This is a genomic window from Methylomonas sp. EFPC3, from assembly GCF_029643245.1.
In the GTDB taxonomy this organism is placed as follows: domain Bacteria; phylum Pseudomonadota; class Gammaproteobacteria; order Methylococcales; family Methylomonadaceae; genus Methylomonas; species Methylomonas koyamae_B.
In genome coordinates this window covers 1,909,743-1,931,106 of sequence record NZ_CP116398.1, presented here as the reverse complement: position 1 = coordinate 1,931,106, position 21,364 = coordinate 1,909,743, and the positions used below count along the sequence as shown (strand labels likewise).

Sequence of the window (21,364 nt, the reverse complement as noted above, 5' to 3'; positions counted from 1 at the left end):
TTAGTACCTCAGTAATGCGGAGCCCCAAGTGAAACCGGCGCCGAATGCTTCCATCAGCACGGTCTGGCCGCGTTGGATGCGGCCGTCGCGCACGCCTTCGTTAAAGGCGAGCAGCACCGATGCCGAGGAGGTATTGCCCTGGTTTTCCAAGGTCAGAATCACTTGATCCATCGACATGCCGAGTTTTTTCGCGGTGGCGGCAATGATGCGGGTATTGGCCTGATGGGGCACCAGCCAGTCGATATCGCTTTGCTGCAAGCCGTTTGCGGCCAGGGTTTCATCGACAATCCGGCCCAGCGTGTTGACCGCAACTTTGAACACTTCGTTACCGCGCATACTGATGAAGGCCGGCTCTTGCTGTTTGGCTTCGGCTGCCACTTGCGGGTTCGGGCAATACAACAGGTCTTCGTAACCGCCGTCGGAGTGAATATGAGTGGACAATATGCCGGGCTCCGCGCTGGCCGTCAGCAGGATCGCGCCGGCGCCGTCGCCGAATAGAATGCAAGTGCTGCGGTCGCTCCAGTCGACAATCCGCGAGCAGATTTCGCTGCCGACCACCAGGACGTTTTTGGCGAAGCCGGTTTTGATGTATTGGTCGGCGATGCTGAGGCCGTAAACCGAACCGGAGCAGGCGGCCTGAATATCGAAGCCAACGCAGTGTTTGATGCCCAGCCGTTCCTGCAGCAGGCAGGCGGTGCTGGGATAGACCCGCTCCGGCGTGCCGGTGGCGACGACGATCATATCGATGTCGGTCGCGGCGATACCGGCCATGGCTATGGCCTGGCGGGCGGCGATTTCGGCCATACTGGAGGCGGTTTCCTCCGGGCCGGCGATGCGGCGGCTTTTGATGCCGGTACGTTCGTAAATCCAGCTGTCGGAGGTGTCGACCATGTTGGAGATATCGTCGTTGGTGCGGACGATCGGCGGCAGATAGCCGCCGGTGCCGATTACCTTGGTCCAGCGGCTCATGAGGCGACCTTCTGCGCGAGCGCGACTTCCAGTTTTTCGCTGATTTTACGGATAACGCCTTGCGCCACTTCCAGTTCGGCCAGATGAATGGCAGTCTCGAAGGCCAGGGCGTCGGCGCCGCCGTGGCTTTTGATCACCAGTCCGCGCAAGCCGATGAAGCTGGCGCCGTTGTAGAGGCGCGGATCGATGCTGTCTTTGAATTGTTTCAGAACCGGGTAGGCCGCCAGACCGGCCAGTTTGGTCAGCCAGTTTTTCGAGAAACTGTCTTTCAATTTGGAACCGATCATTTTTGCGGCGCCTTCGATCGATTTTAAGGCGACATTGCCGACGAAGCCGTCGGTGACGATCAAATCGACTTTGACGTTGCCGGCGTTGATCGAGTTACCTTCCACGTAGCCGATGTAATTTAGCGAGGAATTTTCCAGTAATTTGGCGGCAGCTTTGACTTGCTCGTTGCCTTTCATGTCTTCCTCGCCAATATTCAGCAAGCCGATACGCGGCCGCTCGATGTTCTCCACCGCTTTGACGACTTCCTCGCCCATCACGGCGAATTGATAGAGATGTTCGGCGCTGGAATCGACGTTGCCGCCCAAGTCCAGCATGTGGGTATGGCCGAAGGTCGAAGGCAGGGTGGAAATAATCGCGGGACGATCGATACCGGGGATCATTTTCAGCACGAAACGGGCGGTTGCCATCAGGGCTCCGGTGTTGCCGGCGCTGACGCAAGCGTCGGCTTTGCCTTCCTGAACCAGGTTGATCGCTACCCGCATCGAAGAATCTTTTTTGTTCTTCAGCGCTTTTTGCGGCGTTTCGTCCATTTCCACGACTTGTGAGGCGTGTTGAATGCTGATCCGGCCGTCAAATTCGGCAAGCGCCGGTTCCAGCAGTTTGCGCAGAACCGCCTCGTCGCCAACCATGATGAGATTCAGATCCGGATTTTTTCTTAAACAGGCCAGAGAGGCGGGAACCGTTACTTGCGGACCGAAATCCCCGCCCATGGCGTCGATTGAGAGAGTTGAGCTCACGCTTATGACTAACCCCATAAGTTAAAAGAAGCCAACTGTTGCCGAACAACAAGTTGGCTTTACCCAGAGACTATCGTGCTGCCGAAATGCGCCGTTTGTCTTCCCGGCCGCCGAGACCAAAAGCGCCGGTCCCGGTTCGCGGACCGGAGCGGTTTATTCGGCATAAATCCGGCGCGGGTAGATACCCGGCGGAACGCTACGATTAATCTTCTTCGTGTGCGCCGACGATTTGACGGCCTTTGAAATAACCGTCGGGTGTCATGTGGTGGCGCAGATGGGTTTCGCCGGTCAATGGATCCTGGGCCAGGGTTTTGCCGACCAATGCATCGTGTGAACGACGTTGACCGCGTCTGGAACGCGATACTTTGCTCTTTTGTACTGCCATTTCAATCTCCAGTTTTTTTAAGTTTTGCTAAAACAGAAAAAGGGTTGTTCGCCTTGATCTGACTATCGGTCGCGCCGTATTCGGCGTCTTCGGAACGGTTGCGTTCGATGCAGTCGAACGGGTGTCGAGGATAATCCGGCAACGCCAGTAGAATTTCGTCCTCGACCAAGGCGGTTAACGAAATCGTATCGCCGTCCAGCATTAACGGCTCGGAATCGTCCAGTTGCTTGGCTTCCTGTAGCGAAGACACAACAGACAATTTAAAGCTGATATCTACAGGCCATGCCAGCGCCTGCAGGCAGGATTGACACTCCAATTGGAGGTCGCCCCCTATATGGCCGGACACGGTAACCCGTTTACCCTCTTTGCCGAACTCGATGCGGACGGCCAAGACACCGCTACGGTCAACTACGCTATCGGCCAAGCGTTCGAGCGTAGCGATATTCAATTCTCCGGCCAATACGCTACGTCTTTCAGCGAACAGCAGAGGATCAATATGGTCGGGAAACTTATCTGACATAACTGTACAATCATACAGATATCAGACTGTTGCGTCAAACTGACAACTTGCTATTCCATGACCGAGACTAGTTCCATCGTGCTGGCATCCAGCTCCCCGTACCGTCGAGAGCTATTGAAAAAATTGGCTGTCGACTTCAATTGTTGCCCGGCGAACGTCGACGAAACGCCCCGGCCGAACGAGCCGCCAACGGATTTGGCACTGCGTTTATCCGTCGAAAAAGCGCTGGCAGTCGGCAGTATCCATCCCGCACATTTGGTGATCGGCTCCGACCAGGTGGCGGCGTTCGACGGCGAAATCCTGGGAAAGCCGGGGAATCGGGAGCGGGCAGTTGCCCAGTTGCAGCGCCAATCGGGCAGAGTGGTGTCTTTCTACACCGGGCTTTGCGTATTGGATAGCGCCAGCGGACAGTATTTTACCGATCTGGTCGAGTGTGAGGTGCACTTCAAATCCTTAAGCCTGCAGCAGATTGAATATTACTTGGACATCGACCGTCCCTACGATTGCGCCGGCAGCTTCAAATCCGAATCCCTGGGTATTGCCTTGTTCGATAAAATTTGCGGCGAAGATCCGAATGCCTTGGTTGGCTTGCCCTTGATTAAATTGGCCGGTTTGCTGAAGAAATTCGGCGTCGACGTGCTGAACCCGGCGGCGGGTTAGGGCGGGCTGAATAAATCCAGCATTTGCGCTAAGTCCTGGTCGACTTGGTCGGCGATTTCCAGAATCTGTTCGCGGCTGATCCGGACCAATATCAGCGTTTGCTTCGCAAAACCGGCCGCAGTGGCTTGACGCTCGGCGGCCGATTTGCAGTCGGCCAGTCGGCAAGCAATGTGCAGTAGGTGCGCATCCAGCTTATGCAGTAAAGCTTGCTCCGGTTCCAGGTAACAGCCTACTGTCTCGTACAGGGATTCGGGCAGGCCCCAGTTCTTCAATAATTCGCGGCCAACCTCGGCATGGGTGAAGCCGAGCAGGGCTTGTTCGAGGCCTGGAACCAAACGGCGGTCGCCGTTGGCGGCCAGCAGCGCCTGGCGGCTGGGTTCCGCCAAGCGGTGATAGAGCAGCAGCGAGCCGATATCGTGCAGCAGGCCGGCGATAAACAGCCGTTCGGCGTGCAAAACCGCGCAGCGCTTGGCCAAGGCCCGCACCAAAATCGCACAATGGATGCTGCGGCGCCAGAAACTGGCCATGTCCACCAATTCGCCCGGTATTTGCCGGAACCGGTCGGCGATGCAGGTTGCCACGACCAGGCTGTACAGGTCGTCGACGCCGATTACGGTAATGGCTCGCGACAATGTGTCTATCCGGGCCTGGAAGCCGTAGAAAGGACTGTTGACGACGCGTAGCAGCCGCGCCGCAAGTACGGGGTCTTTTGCGATCACCGCGCCGATGTCGGCTGGCGAATACCGCGAGTCCCGGATCATTTCATTTAGCTGGAAATAGATGTCGGGCAACGAGAACAGGTTTGTCGCGTCGGCGACCAGTTGCCTGATTGCGGCGACCTTCACTCAGCTTTTCCGATATAGCGACAGTACGTGCTGTACGTAGTTGCGGGTTTCCGGGTAGGGCGGCACGGCGTTGCCGTATTTCATCACCGCACCCTCGCCGGCGTTGTAACCGGCTACGGCCAAGGTCAAATTCGAGTTGAACATCGCCAGCAGGTCTTTCAAATAACGGGTGCCGCCGTCGACGTTCTGTTCGGCGTCGCGCCGGTCGGTGACGCCGTAGCGACGGGCCGTGTCGGGCATCAACTGCATCAAGCCCACTGCGCCGGCAGAAGATACTGCGTGCGGGTTGTAGGCCGATTCCGCTTGAATTACGGCGTGCAGCAGTTTCGGGTCCATTTGGTGTTTGGCTGCGGCTTTGGCAATCAAATCGTTGAATTTGAGTTTGTTGCCGGACATGTACTTCAAGTCGCGGCTATACGTGCGCGGCCGGGTGCGGATGATCAAGCGGTAATCGAAGCCTTTTTTCGGCTCGTCGGTGTAATAAACCCGGCCGTCCGGGTCCACGTATTTATAGATGTCCGCCCCGGAGTCGGCGATTGGCGCGAAGGATAAGATGGCGATCAGCAGGCGTTTCATCGCGTTACCCTCCCGAAATATCAGATCATTGCTGAATCGCGACCGAGCTGGCGGCCTGTACGGCCTTGGCCCGCGCCGCTTCGACCGTCTCGCCGGTCGCCAGCGCGACGCCCATGCGCCGGGCGGCGAAGGCTTCCGGTTTGCCGAACAGGCGGACATCGGTATCGGGTATTGCCAAGGCTCGCTCTAATCCCTGGTAGCTAACCGCTTTGGCGTCGATACCGCCCAGAATCACGGCGCTGGCAGCAGTTCTGTCCAGCGCTGTATTGACCGGTAAACCCAAAATCGCCCGGGCATGCAGATCGAATTCGCTCTGGCGTTGGCTGGCCATCGTAACCATGCCGGTATCGTGCGGCCGCGGGCTGACTTCACTGAACCAGACCTGGTCGCCGGCGACGAACAGTTCCACACCGAACAGGCCGAGTCCGCCCAAGGCATCGGTGACTTTGCCGGCGATTTGTTGCGCCAGCGCGATGGCATTTTCGCTCATGGCTTGCGGTTGCCAGCTCTCCCGGTAGTCACCGTGTTCCTGACGGTGGCCGATCGGTTCGCAAAAATAAGTCTGCACCCGGCCTTCCGCATCCAGCGCCCGTACCGTCAATAAGGTGATTTCGAAGTCGAAGTCGATTTTGGCTTCGACGATGACTTTGCCGGTATCGGTGCGGCCGCCGGCTTTGGCGTAATCCCAAGCCGCTTGCAATTGGTCTGCGCTTTTCACCATCGACTGGCCCTTGCCCGATGAGGACATGGTCGGTTTGACGAAACAAGGGTAACCGATGCCGCTATCCACGGCGGCTTGCAGTTGCGCGAAGGATTCGGCAAAGGCGTATTTCGAAGTAGGCAAGCCCAATTCCGCGGCTGCCAGTTGGCGGATGCCTTCCCGGTTCATCGTCAATTGGATGGCGCGGGCATTCGGTACCACCGTGGTTTGCCCGACCCGTTCGATGTCTGCAAGTGCGTCGGTGGCGATCGCTTCCAGTTCCGGCACGATGAAGTGCGGTTGTTCCTGCGCGATCAAGGCCTTGACCGCCGCGGCATCGGTCATGTCGATCACATGGCGGCGGTGGGCCACCTGCATTGCCGGGGCGCCGGGGTAGCGGTCGACCGCTATCACTTCCACCCCGTAACGCTGCAGCGAGATCGCGATTTCCTTGCCCAGTTCGCCGCTACCGAGCAGCAGGGCTTTGGTGGCGGTGGCAGTGTCGGGTGTACCTATGTTCATGAATTAGCTAGATAGTTATCGATATCTTGTTTGGAAAAGCCGATTTTCTTTGCTACCCGATCGGCATGGCTGACGCGGGAAATGCCGTCGATCAGCTTGAAGGTCGGCATGTCGTCGGCGAATTCCACTTGTTTCGGCGTCGCCACCCGGCGATTGACGAACACGTCGACCAATTGGTGGTTATGCGTAATCAGGATGGTGCTGTTCCCTTTGCGGTAAAAGCCGTCCAGCACGTCGATCGACGACTGCATTTTCTCTTCAAAAGTAGTGCCTTCCGCCATTTCGTCAAGCACGACCAGGCTGTTGCTGCTGGCTGCCAGGAAAATGTCGCGGGTGCGTTTCAACTCGGTGCCGAAGCGGCCTTCGCCGTCGTCGAGATGGCTGATTTCCGGCGCCTGGTAAAAAATCCGATCCGCTACTGTCATTTTGGCGGCCCGGGCCGGCACGTAGCAGCCGATTTGGGCCAGCAATTGAATTTGAGTGACGGTTTTGCAGAATGCGGTTTTACCGCCGCTATTCGGCCCGGTGACGCAGACCAGCCGTTCCTCGCTCATGCTGAAATCGTTGCCGACGTAGTTTGGATTTTTGTGGCCGAGCACCGGATTCTTCGCGTCGTGCAATTCAATCGAGTGGCGGTCTCCCGCGGTCAAGTCGGGCAATACGGTTTCGCTGCCGTAGTTCTCGGCATACTTGATAAAGGCCAACAATTCGTCGAGCTGGCCCAGGCCGTCCATTAATTCGCCGAGCGCGGCAGAGTTTTTGTAGATCTCGCGTAGCGGAATGATGCAGTTGTCGCGGTCGTAGCCGCCGACCACCGGAATGTAAGCCAAGGCCAACGGCAGGAAGAATACCGAGGCTACAGACAGGCCGTCGCGGGTGACCTGGAACATGTCGCTGGGGAAAATCCGGGTCAAGCCCCAAATTGCGGCAATTAACACTGCGATCAGTAACGGTTTGAATAGCGTGGGCCGGAAAATCGTGGTCGGAGCAAACGAGTTTTTACGTTGTTCCTTGCTTTGCAGGCCTTTTTCGCTGTTGTAGACCGGGCCGACCATCAGCGAGTATTCGTTGCTTTGGGCGAAATTACCGATTTTGTCGAACACGCTTTGCAGATAAGGGCTTTGCGGCCGGCCGGAATTGTAAATCGCGCCGACCAGATTCAGCACCACGCGAATCCCGCGCACGTATTGTTTGTAGCCGTAGCCCTCGATCTGATTGTGTTCGCGGGCGGTGCCGAAACCGCCCAGGAATTCGCCGAACAGCAGCAGATACAAGCGGTTTTCGCCGGCGGCGGCATTGGCGACGATATTCTCTATGTTTTCCCGGACGGCAGGGTTGTCGCGAATTTCGCGCACGGCGTCCTGTTTGGCGGCAATGGCTTCGCAGTCGTTCATGGGCTGGGCCAGCGAACGGTAGAGTACGGCTTGGCCGGCCAGGGTGCTGGTGTAATTGACGTTGTCGAACAGTTCGTCGACCTCGATCGTATTGAAGGCGCCCGGGTCGATCACTCCGGCACCGGTTGCCAGCGGTTCGGTAGAGCGGGCCTTCGGCCATTCGCCGTTCCAGCTTTGTAGAATGTTCTGTTGCATGCTGCCTCCCCCGTTTTTTATCGGCCGCAACGTCAGCGTGCGGTTCTTATTAACTCTAGCATCAGCTCGACGTGGGCGTCGCTGTCGTTCAGGCACGGAATGTAGCGGTAGCTTTCGCCGCCGGCTTCCAGAAACAGTTCGCGATTGGCTATCGCGATTTCTTCCAGCGTTTCCAGGCAGTCTACCGAAAATCCGGGACAGATCATGTCAATTTGGCGGATACCTTGTTTGGGTAATTCCTCCAGCACTTCCACGCAATAGGGTTTCAACCATTCCGCACGACCGAATCGGGACTGAAACACCAGTTTCCATTGTGTTTCGGTCAGGCCCAATTTCTCGGCAATCAAACGGGCGCTGGTCTGGCATTGGTAATAGTAAGGGTCGCCCCATTCGGTCAATTTAGCCGGCAAGCCGTGAAAGGACATGACCAGCAATTGCGCTTGGCCATTTTCCTGCCAATGCTGCTGCACCGACGCGGCGACGGCGGCGATGTAAGCCGGGTGCTGGTGAAAATCGCTGATAAAACGCAAACCTGGCATATGCCGCCAGTCGACGAATTCGTCGGCGACGATGTCGAAAATCGAGGCCGTGGTGGTTGACGAATACTGGGGGTAGAGCGGTAATACCACGATTTCGGTGACGCCTTGTTTTTTCAGATCCCTTAATTTGTCCCGCAAGGCCGGTTTGCCGTAGCGCATTGCGCAGTCGATGGCTAGCGACGGTCCGCCGTAACGCGCTTTCAGTTTTTCGGTCAATTGCTGGCTGAACACGATCAGCGGCGAACCTTGCTCGGTCCAGATCGATTGGTAGGCATGGGCGGATTTGCGCGGCCGAAACGGCAGCACGAACAGATTCAATATCAGCCACCACAGCGGCCGCGGCAGGTTGACGACCCGCGGGTCGCCCAGGAACTCGCGCAGGAAACGCCTGACGTCTCCGGTTTTCGGCGAAGCCGGCGAACCGAGATTGACCAGCAAGACGCCGGTTTTGTCGGCAGGAGTTTCGCTCATCAGCTTATTTTCGGTTGATCAGATTGAGGAACTCGGAGCGGGTGCTGATTTCCTGGCGGAAAATGCCGCTCATCACCGAGGTGGTCATCACCGAGTTTTGTTTTTCGACGCCGCGCATCATCATGCACAGATGCTTGGCTTCGATCACGACCGCGACGCCACGGGCGTCGATAGCAGTTTCCACCGCGTCGGCGATTTGCCGGGTCAGTTGTTCCTGAATCTGTAGCCGGCGGGCGTACATGTCGACGATACGCGCGAGTTTCGAAAGGCCCAGTACCTTGCCTTGCGGCAGGTAACCGATGTGGCATTTACCGATGAAGGGCAGCAGATGGTGTTCGCACAGTGAATAGAGTTCGATGTCCTTGACGATGACCATGTCTTCGGTATCGGCTTGGAAAATGGCCCCATTCAAGACGTCGTCCAGATTCTTTTCGTAACCGTTATTCAGGAATTTAAAGGCTTTCGCGGCCCGTTTCGGCGTGTCGCGCAAACCTTCCCGGTTCACGTCTTCGCCTATTGCCTGAATGATTTTGGAGAAATATTCTTCCATCGCCGCCCCTGGGTAAAAAAATGCCGTGAGTATACAGGATCAAAAAGTAAATGCCAGAGCGTCCAAAACCACCTCAAAACCGGCGCCGGGTTTGCTGGCATTCTCGCTCAGATGCCGGCGCCAGGCGCGGGCTCCGTCTACGCCGTGGAACAAGCCGAGCATGTGCCGGGTGATGTTATGCAGACGTTGGCCTGACCGAATTTGCTGTTCTATGTAATCCTGCATCGCCATCAAGATCTGCCGCCGGCTGGGTAGCGGCCGTTCATCCCGGAAAAATCCGAGCGTCTACCTGCACCAGCAGGAACGGGTTATGGTAAACCTCGCGGCCGAGCATGACGCCGTCAACTTGGCTCAATAAAGCTTCGGCCGTATCCAGGGTATTAATGCCACCATTTATCACAATCTCAAGTTCCGGAAAATCTTGCTTCAACTGGAACACCACGCCATAACGTAATGGCGGAATCTCGCGGTTTTCTTTCGGCGACAAACCGGACAGCCAAGCCTTGCGAGCGTGGACGATGAAGGTTTTACATCCGGCACGGGCGACTGTCGCGATGAAATCGACCAATTCGGTATAGGAGTCGCGGTCGTCGATGCCGATGCGGGATTTGACCGTCACCGGAATCGAAACCGCATCGCGCATGGCCGCGACACAATCGGCGACCAATTGCGGTTCGGCCATCAGGCAGGCGCCGAAGCGGCCGTTTTGCACCCGGTCACTGGGGCAGCCGACGTTTAAATTGATTTCGGCATAGCCGTAGCCGGCGCCGATACGGGCGCATTGCGCCAGTTCCCGTGGATTGCTGCCGCCCAATTGCAAGGCGACCGGGTGTTCAGCCGCGTCGCGTTGCAAATGCCGTTCGGCATTACCTTGCAATATTGCGCCGGTGGTCACCATTTCGCTATACAGCAGGGCGTGCCGGCTTAATAAGCGGTGAAAATAACGGCAATGGCGATCGGTCCAGTCCAACATTGGCGCGACGCTAAAGCGGGATGCCGCAAACGGCGGCGGGACGGATGGGGTATTTGTCATGCTGTGCTTGGCGAGTTGTGGCTGGAACCAGGGTTTTGCTCTAGCGGGCGGCGGGGTCGTGTTCGGGCAAGTTTTTACAAAGGCATTCCTGCAGCTACCGACTATTATTGTACACAGGAGACACGGGATGTTTCTGGTTAAGATCGATACATTCCCGAGGGAGCGCCTCACTAGCGGTGCCGGGTTAAGTCTTTGGATTTAGTGTCGAGGAGGCTGTTTTGAGAGGCTTTGCCGTTATTTGTGAGTTCCGGAGAGCTGATGTAGTATTCGATTTTAGAGTTAGCGCCCTTGTTAGACGGCTTCACCCCGGCTGTTCTGGTATCGCTCGCGTCGGGTAACTATTGTTTCCTGCCCGGACGGGCTGCCCAAGTCGGTCTTGTTCGATCCCCGCGGCGGATTTTCGCGATCGATAGAATTTCAATTTTCGCTTTACATGCCTACCAACATTAATAAACAAAAACAGCGCAGGTACATTCGCTATCCGATCGAGCTGGAAGCCGTGTTGGTGGTCGATAACCGTTTGCAGTTCGACGCGGTGATTTTGGATTTTTGCTTGGGCGGATTTTTCTTGGCGCTGAAGGCGCCCGAGCAAATACCATTGGACAAAGCGGTGAAAATCCAGTTTTCCCTGGATTCGGCGGCCAACGGCGAGAAATATCGGATCGATGCCCGCGCCTTACATGTTGCCGGCGGTGGCATCGGCGTCGCGGTCGAGGATATGCCGCGGGATACGTTTAATGCATTGAAAAAATATGCCAGCGCGCCATTGAATGCGTTGTTGGCACCCGGAAACCAGAACCAGCCGGGTAAGTTGGATCAGGAGAAGTTGAGAAATCTGTTCAAGGTGTTCTTGATCGAAAACCTGCCGCCGGTGCTGAACCACTACTACGAGATGGTGGGCAACTATATCGCCGACTCCAGTCAATACAGCGAATGCTTTACCAATCAGTCGATGCTCGACGATTTAATCACGGTATTGAAAACCGGGCGGGAAACGTTTATCAGCGAATTCTGTACTTCGGTATTGTCCCATGTCGACGGCATTGCCCGGAACGAGCCGGATAAAGAGCGTTTGATTCCCGACTACAGCGTGCTTTCCCTGGTCGAGAAAGAGGACTTCGAAGACTGGCTGAATATGTCGTTGATCATCAGAAAGCTGGCTAACCATTACGACGAGCAAATCAATCTGGTCGCCGGCGAGATCGGCCGGATATTCGGTTTCAGCGAGAGTGGCGTCGTTAACCCCCTCAGCCCAGCGGTGTTGTGCGACAGTTTTCGCGAGTTGGTGATCCAGCTGGATTTGACGCGGAAAATCAATAGCCTGGTCTATAGCGCATTCGGCAAGGTGCTATTCAATGACTTGAACGGCGTTTACCAGAAAACTTACATGTTTTTGTCGCGGAACCAATCTGCGGACAAGAGAACTCCGCGGCAGCCGCATTGGAGCGATATCGGCAAATCCAGGGGGCTTGGCGGCGGGAACGTCGCCAACCGCTCAGGGTTCGGCGAACAGCAAACGCCCACTGAATTGAGCCAGGTAACGGGAGGCGGCGACACGCGGGAACGGCGGCCGCTAGGCCAGGTCGCGGCAACGTTGCTGGATTTGTTGACCGAGACCGGCATCGACTATCCCGAGCTTGCCGCACCTGCCGCGACCGCGCGTCAGGCGTCGGCCGCGGCGCTGTTCGACCGCGACGAAATTGCCACGGCCATCGCCCGGTTGCAGGAAAATCTGGCCGGAGAACCCAAGTTGCACTGGGATGCGTCGCTGCTGAAAAAGCGCTTGCAGGATACGCTGAGCGGCTTGGGGCTGGGGGCGAAATCGATTTCCGCGTCCGATATGCAACATCTGGATCTCTATGGCCGGTTTTTCGAAACCTTGTTCAACGACGTGGCGCCCGAGTCCGAGATCAAACCGGCGCTGGAACGTATCCACTTGCCTTTACTGTCTCTGGCATTGCGCGGCGACGATTTTTTAAACGCCGATTTACATCCGGTAAAAAGCATTTTGAACCAATTGTCGGTATTGGAGCCTGCGGTCAAAAGTAATCGGGTGGTAAAAAATATCAATATTAAAACCGCGGTAGACGATATTGTTGCCCGGATCAATAGCGAATCTCAAACCAACCCCGAGGTCTTCAAGCAAGCCGAGCGCGAGTTGGGCGAACTTACCCGGCAAGTGACCCGATCGGTCGATACCAATGTCAAACGCATCATAGAAACTTACGAAGGCCAACAGAAGCTGGAAAAGGCCCGGCATTCGGTACAGGACGAAATCGACAAGCGTATTGCCGGCCGGGTGGTGCCTAAAGTCATCCCGGAATTATTGCAATACGGCTGGCAACACCTGCTGCTGATCGCCGAATTGAACTGCGAACGTAAACCCGAGGAAAAACGCACCTATTTGAAGGTGTTCGACGACCTATTGTTCTGGCTGTTCGAACAGGATTCGATGCTGAAAATCCAGGCGGCGACGATCCAGACCACGCTGGATTACGTCAAGGAGCAGTTGACCTCGGTATGTACCAACGTGTTTTTACTGGACAGTGTGGTCGATGAATTGACCGCGTTGTTGCTGGGTAGCGGCGACCCGAAGGTACGCAAACCGGTCGAGACGGTCAGAATTCCGCCGGCCGATACCGGAAGTCATAAAGAGCGCCCGCTCAAGGAAGACGCCTGGATGGCGCAGGTCGAGCAGCTCAGTGTTGGCGATTGGTTTACCTTGCTGCGCGACGGCCAAGGCTTCGAATCGATGAAATTGGTGTGGGTCGGTGATTTGTTGCAATTGTATGTGTTTGTGAACCGAGACGGCCTGAATAAATTGGAGTTGAGCAGGGAGGAGCTGGCCGACCTGATGCGTAAAGGCGAAGCCATAAAAATGGAAAGTCTGGATTCGCCCTTGGTCGATAGAACGACCAATTTGATGCTGCAGAAGATGCATGAAAAACTGCTGTTCAATGCCACGCACGATCCGGTGACCGAACTGTTTACCAGGGACGAGTTCAGTAAGCAGCTCAAGAACGAGACCGCCAGAATCGGTGACGCCCACCATATGCTGTGCCATATGGAAGTCTTGGACTTGCGGGTGATCGCCAATATTTGCGGTACTGTCGGGGTCGAGCAGTTGTTGAAGAGTTTGGCGGCAACGCTATCGCAACACGTCGAGCGTAACGATTTGCTGGCGCGGTTGGGCGATGAATCGTTCGCGATTTTGTTCAAGAACTGTTCCGCGGCGGAGGGTTTGGCGTCGGCGCGTAAGCTGGTGAAAGTGGTTAACGAGGCACATTTTCAATGGCAGGAAAGCAGCTTTTCGATCAGCGTCAGCCTGGGTTTGGTGCCGTTCGCCGCCGAATGCTACGACGTACAGGAATTGCTGCGGCGGGCGGATTCAGCCAGCATGTCGGCCGAACGCTCAGGGCCGAACAATGTATTGGTGTTTTCCAGCGATGACGAGAATTTGCGTTATCAGGAAAAGCTGCACGAATGGATCGGCCGGATCGACAAAGTTTTTGCCGAAAACCGTTTGTTTGCCCGTTGCCAGATGATCGCAGGCACCGATCCCGTCACCGCCAGCCATTTGCATTACGAGATATTGCTTGGCGTCACCGGCGAGGACGGCAATGTCATTGCCCCCGACCATTTCATCCCTGCGGTGGAACGTTGTCAGCGCATGCCGGAAATCGATCAATGGGTGGTCAGCAATGTATTCGACTGGATCGGTAACAATCGCGAGTTATTCAATAGAATCGACGGTTTCTCGATCAATCTGTCCGGGCAGTCGATCAATAGCGAGGATTTTCTGGAGTTTCTGAAATCGGTGTTGGCGGCAGGCAGCGTACCTTGCGAAAAAATCACGTTCGAAATCACTGAAACCGTGGCGGCGGAAAATTTGGGATTTACCAAGAAATTTATCGGCGCGATCAAACAGTTCGGCTGTAAATTTTCGCTCGACGATTTCGGTTCCGGATACTCGTCCTATTCCTACCTGAAAAATCTCAACGTCGATTATCTGAAGATAGACGGCGCTTTTGTCAAAGACATGCATAACAACAAGGCCGACGTTGCCATTGTCAAGTCGATGAACGAAATTGCTCATTCCATGGGCTTGCAAACTATCGCCGAATACGTCGAGAACGACGAAATCAGGACGCTATTGAAAGGGATAGGGGTGGACTTTTGCCAGGGCTACGGCATCGAAAAGCCGATCCGACTGCTGGAATTGAGCGAAAAGCTGCCGCCCAGCGAGTCGTTTTCGTTCGAAAACGTCGAATTCTGGGGATTTTGATCGCTGTGAAATCCGCCAGTTACCGGCCGGCGGAACCCTGTCGCGGCCGGTAGTCCGGGCTTATACCTTGAATTGCGACACCGCTTGTTCCAGTTCCTTGGCCAGATCGGTCAATTCTATGCCGGATTTCAGCGAGGCCCTTGCAGTATCGACGCCGGTTTCGGCGATCTCGGTGATCTTGATCACGGTATGGCTGACTTCCTCGGTCACCGCATTTTGTTGCTCGGCAGAGGTGGCGATCTGGGTGTTCATCGTGCTGATGGTCGCCACCGACTGGGTAATTGCGCCCAGGGCCTGACCCGATGCCTGAGCTTTTTCCACGCTCTGTTCGGCCAGTGTCCGGCTGGCATTCATCGCGACGACGGCTTGTTTCGAGCCTGATTGCAGCTTTTCTATCATGCTCTGGATTTCGCTGGTCGATGACTGCGTGCGGCTGGCCAGCGTACGTACTTCGTCGGCGACCACGGCGAAGCCGCGGCCGTGTTCTCCGGCGCGGGCCGCTTCAATCGCCGCGTTCAGCGCCAGCAGATTGGTTTGTTCGGAAACGCTCCGAATCACATCCAGAATGCTGCTGATGTCGTTGACGTGGTTTTCCAGATTGCTGACCGTTCCCGCCGCATCGGCAATTTCTCGGGCCAGTGCGTTTATCGAGCCGACTGCCTGCTGCACCACGGTCTGCCCGGCGCGGGCTTGGCGGTCGGTTTCCGCCGCGGCTCCGGCCGCCTGCGAAGCATTGCGGGCCACCGCTTGCACCGCAGCAGCCATTTCCGTCATGGCCGACGCAACCTGTTCGATATATTCTTTTTGCGACTGAGCCCCGGCTGAGTTGTTCTCTACGGCCCGCAGCAGTACTTCGGCATTCCGTTGTAAGGTTTGCGAGTAGCCGCTGACCTTGCCGACAATTTTGTGAATACTTTCTGCGGCGTGGTCGAAGTCTTGCGCCATGACGCCGATTTCGTCGCTGGGCGAGAATCGGGTGCGGACGGTGAGGTTGCCGGTGCCGAAGGCTTTGGCGAATTTGCTGAGCGCATTGATCGAATTGACTATGTTAGTCGGCACGGTGAACGCCATCCCGACGCCGATGACAATGCCCAAGATCAGACACACCACGATGATGGTATTGGCCTGGCCGACCAGCGCCACGGTTTTGCCGGCGATTTCCTGAGCTTTACTCCAGCCGTCCTGTTCCGCGGCGGCGGCCGATTGCCGGGCGCTGGCGGCGATTTGGTCCATTTTGGCGACGATTTGTTTCAGGCGGGTGTCGTTGTCGATCCATTGCGCCGCGGCGTTTTGGTATTTTGCGGTTTCGGCCCGAGCTTTATCGATGCGTTCGTGTTCGGTCGGTTCGGGCGTAATTGCGGCGAGTTTGTCGTACAACACCATCAGTGCCGGTAATTCCTGCTGCATTTGTTGGTAATACTGGCGGTCCTTGTACAGCCGTTCTTCCTTTTCGTGTTGAATGATGGTCTGCGCCAGCGACTTGATGCGGTTGACCAGAATGTATTTTTGTACCTTGCCGTTCAGTTCGGTCTGGCTGGCGCCGTTTTCCAACAGTTTGGCATATTCCGTTTCTTGCTTTTCGGCAAAGGCGTCGGCTTCGGCCAGTACCGCTCTGCCGCTGTTGACCATGGTGTCGACCGCTTGCCGATTGTTTTTCAATGCGGCGACGCCGTTATCGTATAACTCGCGGAAATCTTTGACATTGTTGCGTACTGAAGCCGATTGTTCCAACAAGGCTTTATCGGAAAAGGTGTTGCCTATACTGTCGACTTTGTTCAGGTTGTCGTCCATGGTGTTCAACACCTGCTTGGCGCGGCTATAGGTTTCCTCGCGTTCGTAGAGCAGGTAATTGAGCTGCTCTATCGTCGCGTCGTAGGCGCCGGCGTGCACGTCGACGGCCAGTTTAACGGCCGGCACCTTCCATTCTGCGATTTCGTCGAGACTTGATCCCAACCGGCCGATATAGATCCAGGCTAACAGCCCGAATATGACTAAGATCAGTACCAGAGCCGAAAAGCTGGCGATCAATTTGTTCCGTATGGTGAGTTGCATTAAAGATTTTCCAAAGGTTGAAGGCGTATCAGACGGCTGCTAGGCTAGATGATTCGCCGGCTTGCGCCGGTTTTTCGAAAGTGTAGACCATATTTTTGGGGAAGGAAGGCGGTGACGCCCGCAGTCACAGCGAGCTTCCGCCTTGCTGGGAGTTGAGGACGGAGCGAGTTTGGCGCTAGTGGTTTTGTGGCTTGGTAGGTGGCTGACGCGCTGGCCCGGGCCGATACTTCAAAGTTTCGGCTCGGGCCAGTCCATAGGCTAAATCCAGTCGGAGTCGTCGGAGCCGGCGGTATCGAAGTCGTTCGATCCGTCGCTGGCATAATCGTTCGGCTCGTCCGCGGTCGCGGCGGCAATCGCCTCGTCGCCGTAGTAGTTGTTGATGACCGTCGGTTCCGCCAAGCTATCGTGCGGGGATTGGCTCCACAGCGATTGGCCGCCGCCGTGGTGGCCCAATAGGCTTTCGATGCCTTGATATAGAAACGATCCGGCGACCACGCCGGCGGCAGTGGTGGCGATGTTGCCCAGAAAGCTCGAGCCGCCGCCGAACGCGCTGGCTTGCGGTGGCATCGGCGCGTTGCGCGGCACCTGGTAATTGCCGACGCCGGGAACGCCGTCAGCAGCTGGTGCTGCCGCCCACGGATCGTTGCTCAAAAATCCGCCGCGCGGTGCCGTCGCGGCGCTATTTTGCAATTGCTGTTGCAGGTCGGCGATCTGGCTTTTGGCGCTGTTCAACGCTTGTTCGAGTAACATGGCCCGTTGCACCAGCAGGTAGGCGGCATCGGGTTGTTTGGCGACGCCGTCGGCAATCAACTGCGCGGCTTCCGCATCTTTGGCGCTGATTCTGGCCTCGGTCAATTGTTTTAAGAACAGGTTGAGTTGATCGCGTTCTTGAGGATTCATTCGAATGGCTCCGTTTTTGAGAATATTGGCCGCTCAGCGGTTGCGCAGCAGACCCCAGGGGTAGCTTAAAGGTTCCGGAACGATGTGGGGCAAGCTGCGCCGATTTTCAACGCCTGAACCGTCGGCCGCGGCCCGATTGCGCATTGGCGCCGGTCAGGAGCGCTGTCGGCGCGTTTCGCGCTCGGCGGCTTTTTCGGCGCGGATCGAGGCCATTTCCATCATCTCGGCCTCTATCATCTCCGGAGTTTCCAGTGTGATTCGGCCGATAGTGCCGGCACGCAACTCGGTCAGTAGCAGTTTGGCCGCCTTGTCCAGTTCGACGATGCCGCCGGCGCGCAAGCAGCCGCGTTTGGCACCTATCGCTTCCAGCAAGGCCTGCGATTCTTCCGCTAGGGTTTCCATTCGATAGCGTTGGCGCATTAGTTCCGGATACACACGACGCAGGTAATCCAGCGTATACAAAGCAATATCGGCGTGTTCGAACGCGGTATCCTTGACGGCACCGGTGGCGGCCAGCCGGTAACCGCTGTGCCGGTTCTCGACGTTAGGCCACAGTACGCCAGGCGTGTCGGACAGCACGATATTCTTGCCCAGGTTGATGCGTTGTTGCTGTTTGGTCACGGCCGGTTCGTTGCCGGTTTTGGCGATGGTCCTGCCGGCCAGTACGTTGATGATGGTCGATTTGCCGACATTCGGGATGCCCATGATCATGGTTCTGACCACTTTGCCGGCGGCGGTTTTTTCCGGCAGCATTTTGCCGCACAGGTCAATGATCTGTTTGATTTTGTCGGGTTGTTGCGTGGTTACCGCCAGGGTTTTCACCGCTTGCTCGCGTTCCAGATACGCCTGCCACTGCTTGGTCAGTTCCGGATCGGCCAGGTCGGTTTTGTTCAATACCCGGATACAGGGTTTGCTGCCGCGCAGTCTGGCCAGCATCGGGTTTTGACTGCTGTAAGGGATGCGGGCGTCGAGGATCTCGATCAGCAGATCGATCTCAGGCAGCGCATATTTGATTTCTTTGCTGGCCTTGTGCATATGGCCGGGGTACCACTGGATTTGCATGAGCGGTTGTCTGCAGTCGGGAATGGAGCGCAATTGTAACGTAGTTGAGTAGGTGCGGCAGCGGCGAGCGGCGCTAATCCGGTCGCGGCGGTAGACGTTGTTTGCCAGGGTTTGCTACAATCTGCCGAATTTTTGGTGCTTTCGGCACATCTCAACCCCAGTCCTTCACAATCATCCCGGAGAAAATTCTATGGCAATTAAAGTTGCAATTAACGGTTACGGCCGTATCGGTCGCAATGTTCTGCGCGCACTGTACGAGGCCGGTCGCACCAACGAAATTCAAGTGGTTGCGATCAACGATTTGGGCGATTCCAAAACCAATGCGCATTTGACCAAATACGACACCGTTCATGGCAAATTCCCGTTTGATGTGACAGTGGATGGCGATTACATTGTGGTTAATGGCGACCGCATCCGGGTTTTCGCCGAGCGCGATCCGGCTAAATTGCCTTGGGGTGAACTGGGCATCGACGTCGTGCACGAGTGCACCGGTTTCTTTACCAGCAAAGCCAAAGCCTCCGCGCACATTTCTGCCGGCGCCAAAAAAGTCATCATTTCCGCTCCGGGCGGTAACGATGTCGACGCCACCGTGGTTTACGGCGTCAACCACCAAACCCTGAAAGCGTCCGACACCGTGATTTCCAACGCGTCTTGCACCACCAACTGCTTGGCACCGCTGGTTAAACCGTTGATGGACACCATCGGCGTCGACCACGGTTTGATGACCACGATCCACTCTTACACCAACGACCAAGTGCTGACCGACGTTTATCACAGCGATTTGCACCGCGCCCGTTCTGCGACCCAGTCCATGATCCCGACCAAAACCGGCGCCGCTGCCGCAGTGGGTTTGGTATTGCCGGAAATGAAAGGCAAACTGGACGGTTTCGCCATGCGGGTTCCGACCATCAACGTTTCCGTGGTCGATTTGTGCTTCCAGGCCTCGCGCAACACCACCAAGGAAGAAATCGACAGCATTCTGCGCGAAGCGGCTAACGGTTCTTTGAAAGGCATTTTGGCGATCAACGATGAGCCTTTGGTGTCTTCCGATTTCAACCACAATCCGCACTCGTCGATTTACGAAGCGGGTCTGACCAAAGTGACCGGCGGTAACTTCGTTAAAGTCTTGTCCTGGTACGACAACGAGTGGGGTTTCTCCAACCGTATGTTGGACACCACCATTGCGCTGCATAACGCCAAATAAAGGGATTACATGCTGTTACGAAGAACCAAAATCCTGGCGACGCTGGGACCCTCCACGGACAAGCCGGGCGTACTTGAGGAATTGTTCGACGCGGGTATCGATGTCGTTCGTTTGAATTTCTCGCACGGTTCCGCTCAGGATCATATCGACCGTGCCAACCGCGTGCGGGAACTGAGCAAGAAAACCGGCCGCAGGGTCGGTATTCTGGCCGACCTGCAAGGCCCGAAAATCCGGATCGAGCGTTTCAAGGAAAACAAAGTCTGGCTGGACGAAGGCCAAGACTTTGCCCTGGACATCAATCTTGGTAAATACGACGGCGACCATACTCAGGTCGGTATCAGCTACGAGCCGCTGGCGCGCGAAGTCAAGCCGGGCACTCGCCTGCTGCTGGACGACGGTCGGGTGGTGCTGGACGTGGTCAACGTCGAGAACGGCACCCGCGTCAACACCAAAGTGGTGGTCGGCGGCGACTTGTCCAACAACAAGGGCATCAACCTGCTGGGCGGTGGTTTGTCGGCGGCGGCGTTGACCGACAAGGACAAAGAAGACATCAAAACCATCGCGGTGATTCAGGCCGATTATGTGGCTATCTCCTTCCCGCGCACCGCCGACGACATGCACGAAGCCCGTGCCTTGTTGGAAGCGGCCGGCTCCTATGCCGGTTTGGTGGCGAAAATCGAACGGGCCGAAGCGATGGACGTGATCGATGAGATCATCATGGCGTCCGACGCGATCATGGTCGCCCGCGGCGACTTGGGTGTGGAAATCGGCGACGCCAACTTGCCGGCGGCGCAAAAGCACTTGATCAAACGTTCGCGCGAACTGAACCGGGCCGTGATTACTGCAACGCAGATGATGGAGTCGATGATCGAAAACCCGATCCCGACCCGCGCCGAGGTGTTCGACGTTGCCAACGCGATTGTCGACGGTACCGATGCGATCATGCTGTCGGCGGAAACCGCTTCCGGCAAGCATCCGGTGAAAACCGTGCAAGCCATGGTGCGCATCTGCTGGGAAACCGAAAAGCAACCGAGCGTGACTCATTCACATCACCGCATGACCGATAGCTTCTCGGCGATCGACGAAGCCATTGCGATGTCGGCGATGTACATGGCCAACCACACCAAGATCAGCGGTGTGGCCTCGTTGACCGAGTCCGGCTCGACCCCGTTGTGGATGTCGCGGATCAACTCCAACATCCCCATTTACGCGTTTAGCAGTCACGAAAAAACGCTGGGCCGGGTGACGTTGTACCGCGGCGTATTCCCGATTCCGTTCAGCCGCGAATCGATGGAAAAAGCCGAAGTCAACAAAGCCATCATTGACAAGCTGCGTACCCGCGGTGTGGTCAACAAAGGCGATACCTACATCATCACCAAAGGCGACGCGACCGGCCATCAGGGCGGTACCAACTCCCTGAAAGTGGTCACCGTAGAAGACTGATCGGTTTTGCCCTAAATCAAAACGCGGCGTTCCG

19 protein-coding genes are annotated in these 21,364 nt (G+C 56.3%); 4 read left to right on the top strand and 15 right to left on the bottom strand.

The window, feature by feature from the left end; all coding sequences use genetic code 11:
- The 4 genes from PL263_RS08640 to PL263_RS08625 form a co-directional block, all read right to left on the bottom strand.
- Positions 1–969: a beta-ketoacyl-ACP synthase III gene (locus PL263_RS08640; RefSeq protein WP_278212634.1), complete on the bottom strand. Its 969-nt coding sequence runs from the start codon at positions 967–969 to the stop codon at positions 1–3.
- Complete coding sequence (gene plsX, locus PL263_RS08635) at positions 966–1,967, bottom strand: phosphate acyltransferase PlsX (protein WP_278212863.1); 1,002 nt, start codon at positions 1,965–1,967, stop codon at positions 966–968. Before plsX ends, PL263_RS08640 begins: the two co-directional genes overlap by 4 nt.
- A 229-nt stretch (positions 1,968–2,196) precedes the next feature.
- Positions 2,197–2,379 (bottom strand): 50S ribosomal protein L32, encoded by a 183-nt coding sequence (rpmF, locus tag PL263_RS08630; protein ID WP_054763470.1) that lies wholly within the window; start codon positions 2,377–2,379, stop codon positions 2,197–2,199.
- Position 2,380: 1 nt separating this feature from the next.
- Positions 2,381–2,899 (bottom strand): YceD family protein, encoded by a 519-nt coding sequence (locus PL263_RS08625; protein WP_278212630.1) that lies wholly within the window; start codon positions 2,897–2,899, stop codon positions 2,381–2,383.
- Positions 2,900–2,956: 57 nt separating this feature from the next.
- Here PL263_RS08625 and PL263_RS08620 point away from each other — a divergent pair, with 57 nt between their 5' ends.
- A complete protein-coding gene (locus PL263_RS08620) occupies positions 2,957–3,559 on the top strand; it encodes a Maf family protein (RefSeq protein ID WP_278212628.1) in 603 nt (200 codons plus the stop codon).
- On the opposite strand, the gene PL263_RS08615 is transcribed toward PL263_RS08620, so the two are convergent.
- The 8 genes from PL263_RS08615 to dusA are packed head-to-tail and all read right to left on the bottom strand — an operon-like array spanning position 3,556 to position 10,384.
- On the bottom strand, positions 3,556–4,404 hold the full coding sequence (locus tag PL263_RS08615) for an HDOD domain-containing protein (protein ID WP_278212626.1): 849 nt from the start codon (positions 4,402–4,404) through the stop codon (positions 3,556–3,558). The genes PL263_RS08620 and PL263_RS08615 overlap by 4 nt on opposite strands.
- A complete protein-coding gene (locus PL263_RS08610) occupies positions 4,405–4,980 on the bottom strand; it encodes a lytic transglycosylase domain-containing protein (protein WP_140912154.1) in 576 nt (191 codons plus the stop codon).
- Positions 4,981–5,005: 25 nt separating this feature from the next.
- Positions 5,006–6,202: a formate-dependent phosphoribosylglycinamide formyltransferase gene (gene purT / locus PL263_RS08605; RefSeq protein ID WP_278212622.1), complete on the bottom strand. Its 1,197-nt coding sequence runs from the start codon at positions 6,200–6,202 to the stop codon at positions 5,006–5,008.
- Complete coding sequence (locus PL263_RS08600) at positions 6,199–7,791, bottom strand: DNA mismatch repair protein MutS (protein WP_278212621.1); 1,593 nt, start codon at positions 7,789–7,791, stop codon at positions 6,199–6,201. The genes purT and PL263_RS08600 overlap by 4 nt, the downstream gene beginning before the upstream one ends.
- 32 nt (positions 7,792–7,823) lie before the next feature.
- Positions 7,824–8,801: a ferrochelatase gene (gene hemH / locus PL263_RS08595; RefSeq protein WP_278212620.1), complete on the bottom strand. Its 978-nt coding sequence runs from the start codon at positions 8,799–8,801 to the stop codon at positions 7,824–7,826.
- Positions 8,802–8,805: 4 nt separating this feature from the next.
- Positions 8,806–9,351: a GTP cyclohydrolase I FolE gene (folE, locus tag PL263_RS08590; protein ID WP_140912158.1), complete on the bottom strand. Its 546-nt coding sequence runs from the start codon at positions 9,349–9,351 to the stop codon at positions 8,806–8,808.
- A gap of 39 nt (positions 9,352–9,390) precedes the next feature.
- On the bottom strand, positions 9,391–9,582 hold the full coding sequence (locus PL263_RS08585) for a tRNA-dihydrouridine synthase (RefSeq protein WP_278212619.1): 192 nt from the start codon (positions 9,580–9,582) through the stop codon (positions 9,391–9,393).
- Positions 9,583–9,613: 31 nt separating this feature from the next.
- A complete protein-coding gene (dusA, locus tag PL263_RS08580) occupies positions 9,614–10,384 on the bottom strand; it encodes a tRNA dihydrouridine(20/20a) synthase DusA (protein WP_278212617.1) in 771 nt (256 codons plus the stop codon).
- Positions 10,385–10,817: 433 nt separating this feature from the next.
- Between dusA and PL263_RS08575 the strand changes: the two genes are divergently transcribed.
- Positions 10,818–14,669 carry a DUF1631 family protein gene (locus PL263_RS08575; protein WP_278212616.1) on the top strand — a complete coding sequence of 1,284 codons (3,852 nt, stop codon included), beginning with the start codon at positions 10,818–10,820 and terminating at the stop codon, positions 14,667–14,669.
- Positions 14,670–14,729: 60 nt separating this feature from the next.
- On the opposite strand, the gene PL263_RS08570 is transcribed toward PL263_RS08575, so the two are convergent.
- The 3 genes from PL263_RS08570 to ylqF form a co-directional block, all read right to left on the bottom strand.
- Positions 14,730–16,721: a methyl-accepting chemotaxis protein gene (locus PL263_RS08570; RefSeq protein ID WP_278212615.1), complete on the bottom strand. Its 1,992-nt coding sequence runs from the start codon at positions 16,719–16,721 to the stop codon at positions 14,730–14,732.
- A 258-nt stretch (positions 16,722–16,979) separates the two neighbouring features.
- Positions 16,980–17,621 (bottom strand): DUF2076 domain-containing protein, encoded by a 642-nt coding sequence (locus tag PL263_RS08565; protein WP_278212614.1) that lies wholly within the window; start codon positions 17,619–17,621, stop codon positions 16,980–16,982.
- A 153-nt stretch (positions 17,622–17,774) separates the two neighbouring features.
- Positions 17,775–18,683, bottom strand: coding sequence for a ribosome biogenesis GTPase YlqF (ylqF, locus tag PL263_RS08560; RefSeq protein ID WP_278212612.1), 909 nt, complete (start codon positions 18,681–18,683; stop codon positions 17,775–17,777).
- Positions 18,684–18,873: 190 nt separating this feature from the next.
- On the opposite strand from ylqF, the gene gap reads away from it, so the two are divergent.
- A complete protein-coding gene (gene gap / locus PL263_RS08555) occupies positions 18,874–19,887 on the top strand; it encodes a type I glyceraldehyde-3-phosphate dehydrogenase (RefSeq protein WP_140912164.1) in 1,014 nt (337 codons plus the stop codon).
- A gap of 9 nt (positions 19,888–19,896) precedes the next feature.
- Entirely contained in the window at positions 19,897–21,330 is a 1,434-nt protein-coding gene (gene pyk, locus PL263_RS08550) for a pyruvate kinase (protein WP_140912165.1), read from the top strand.
- The last annotated feature ends 34 nt before the right edge of the window (positions 21,331–21,364 follow it).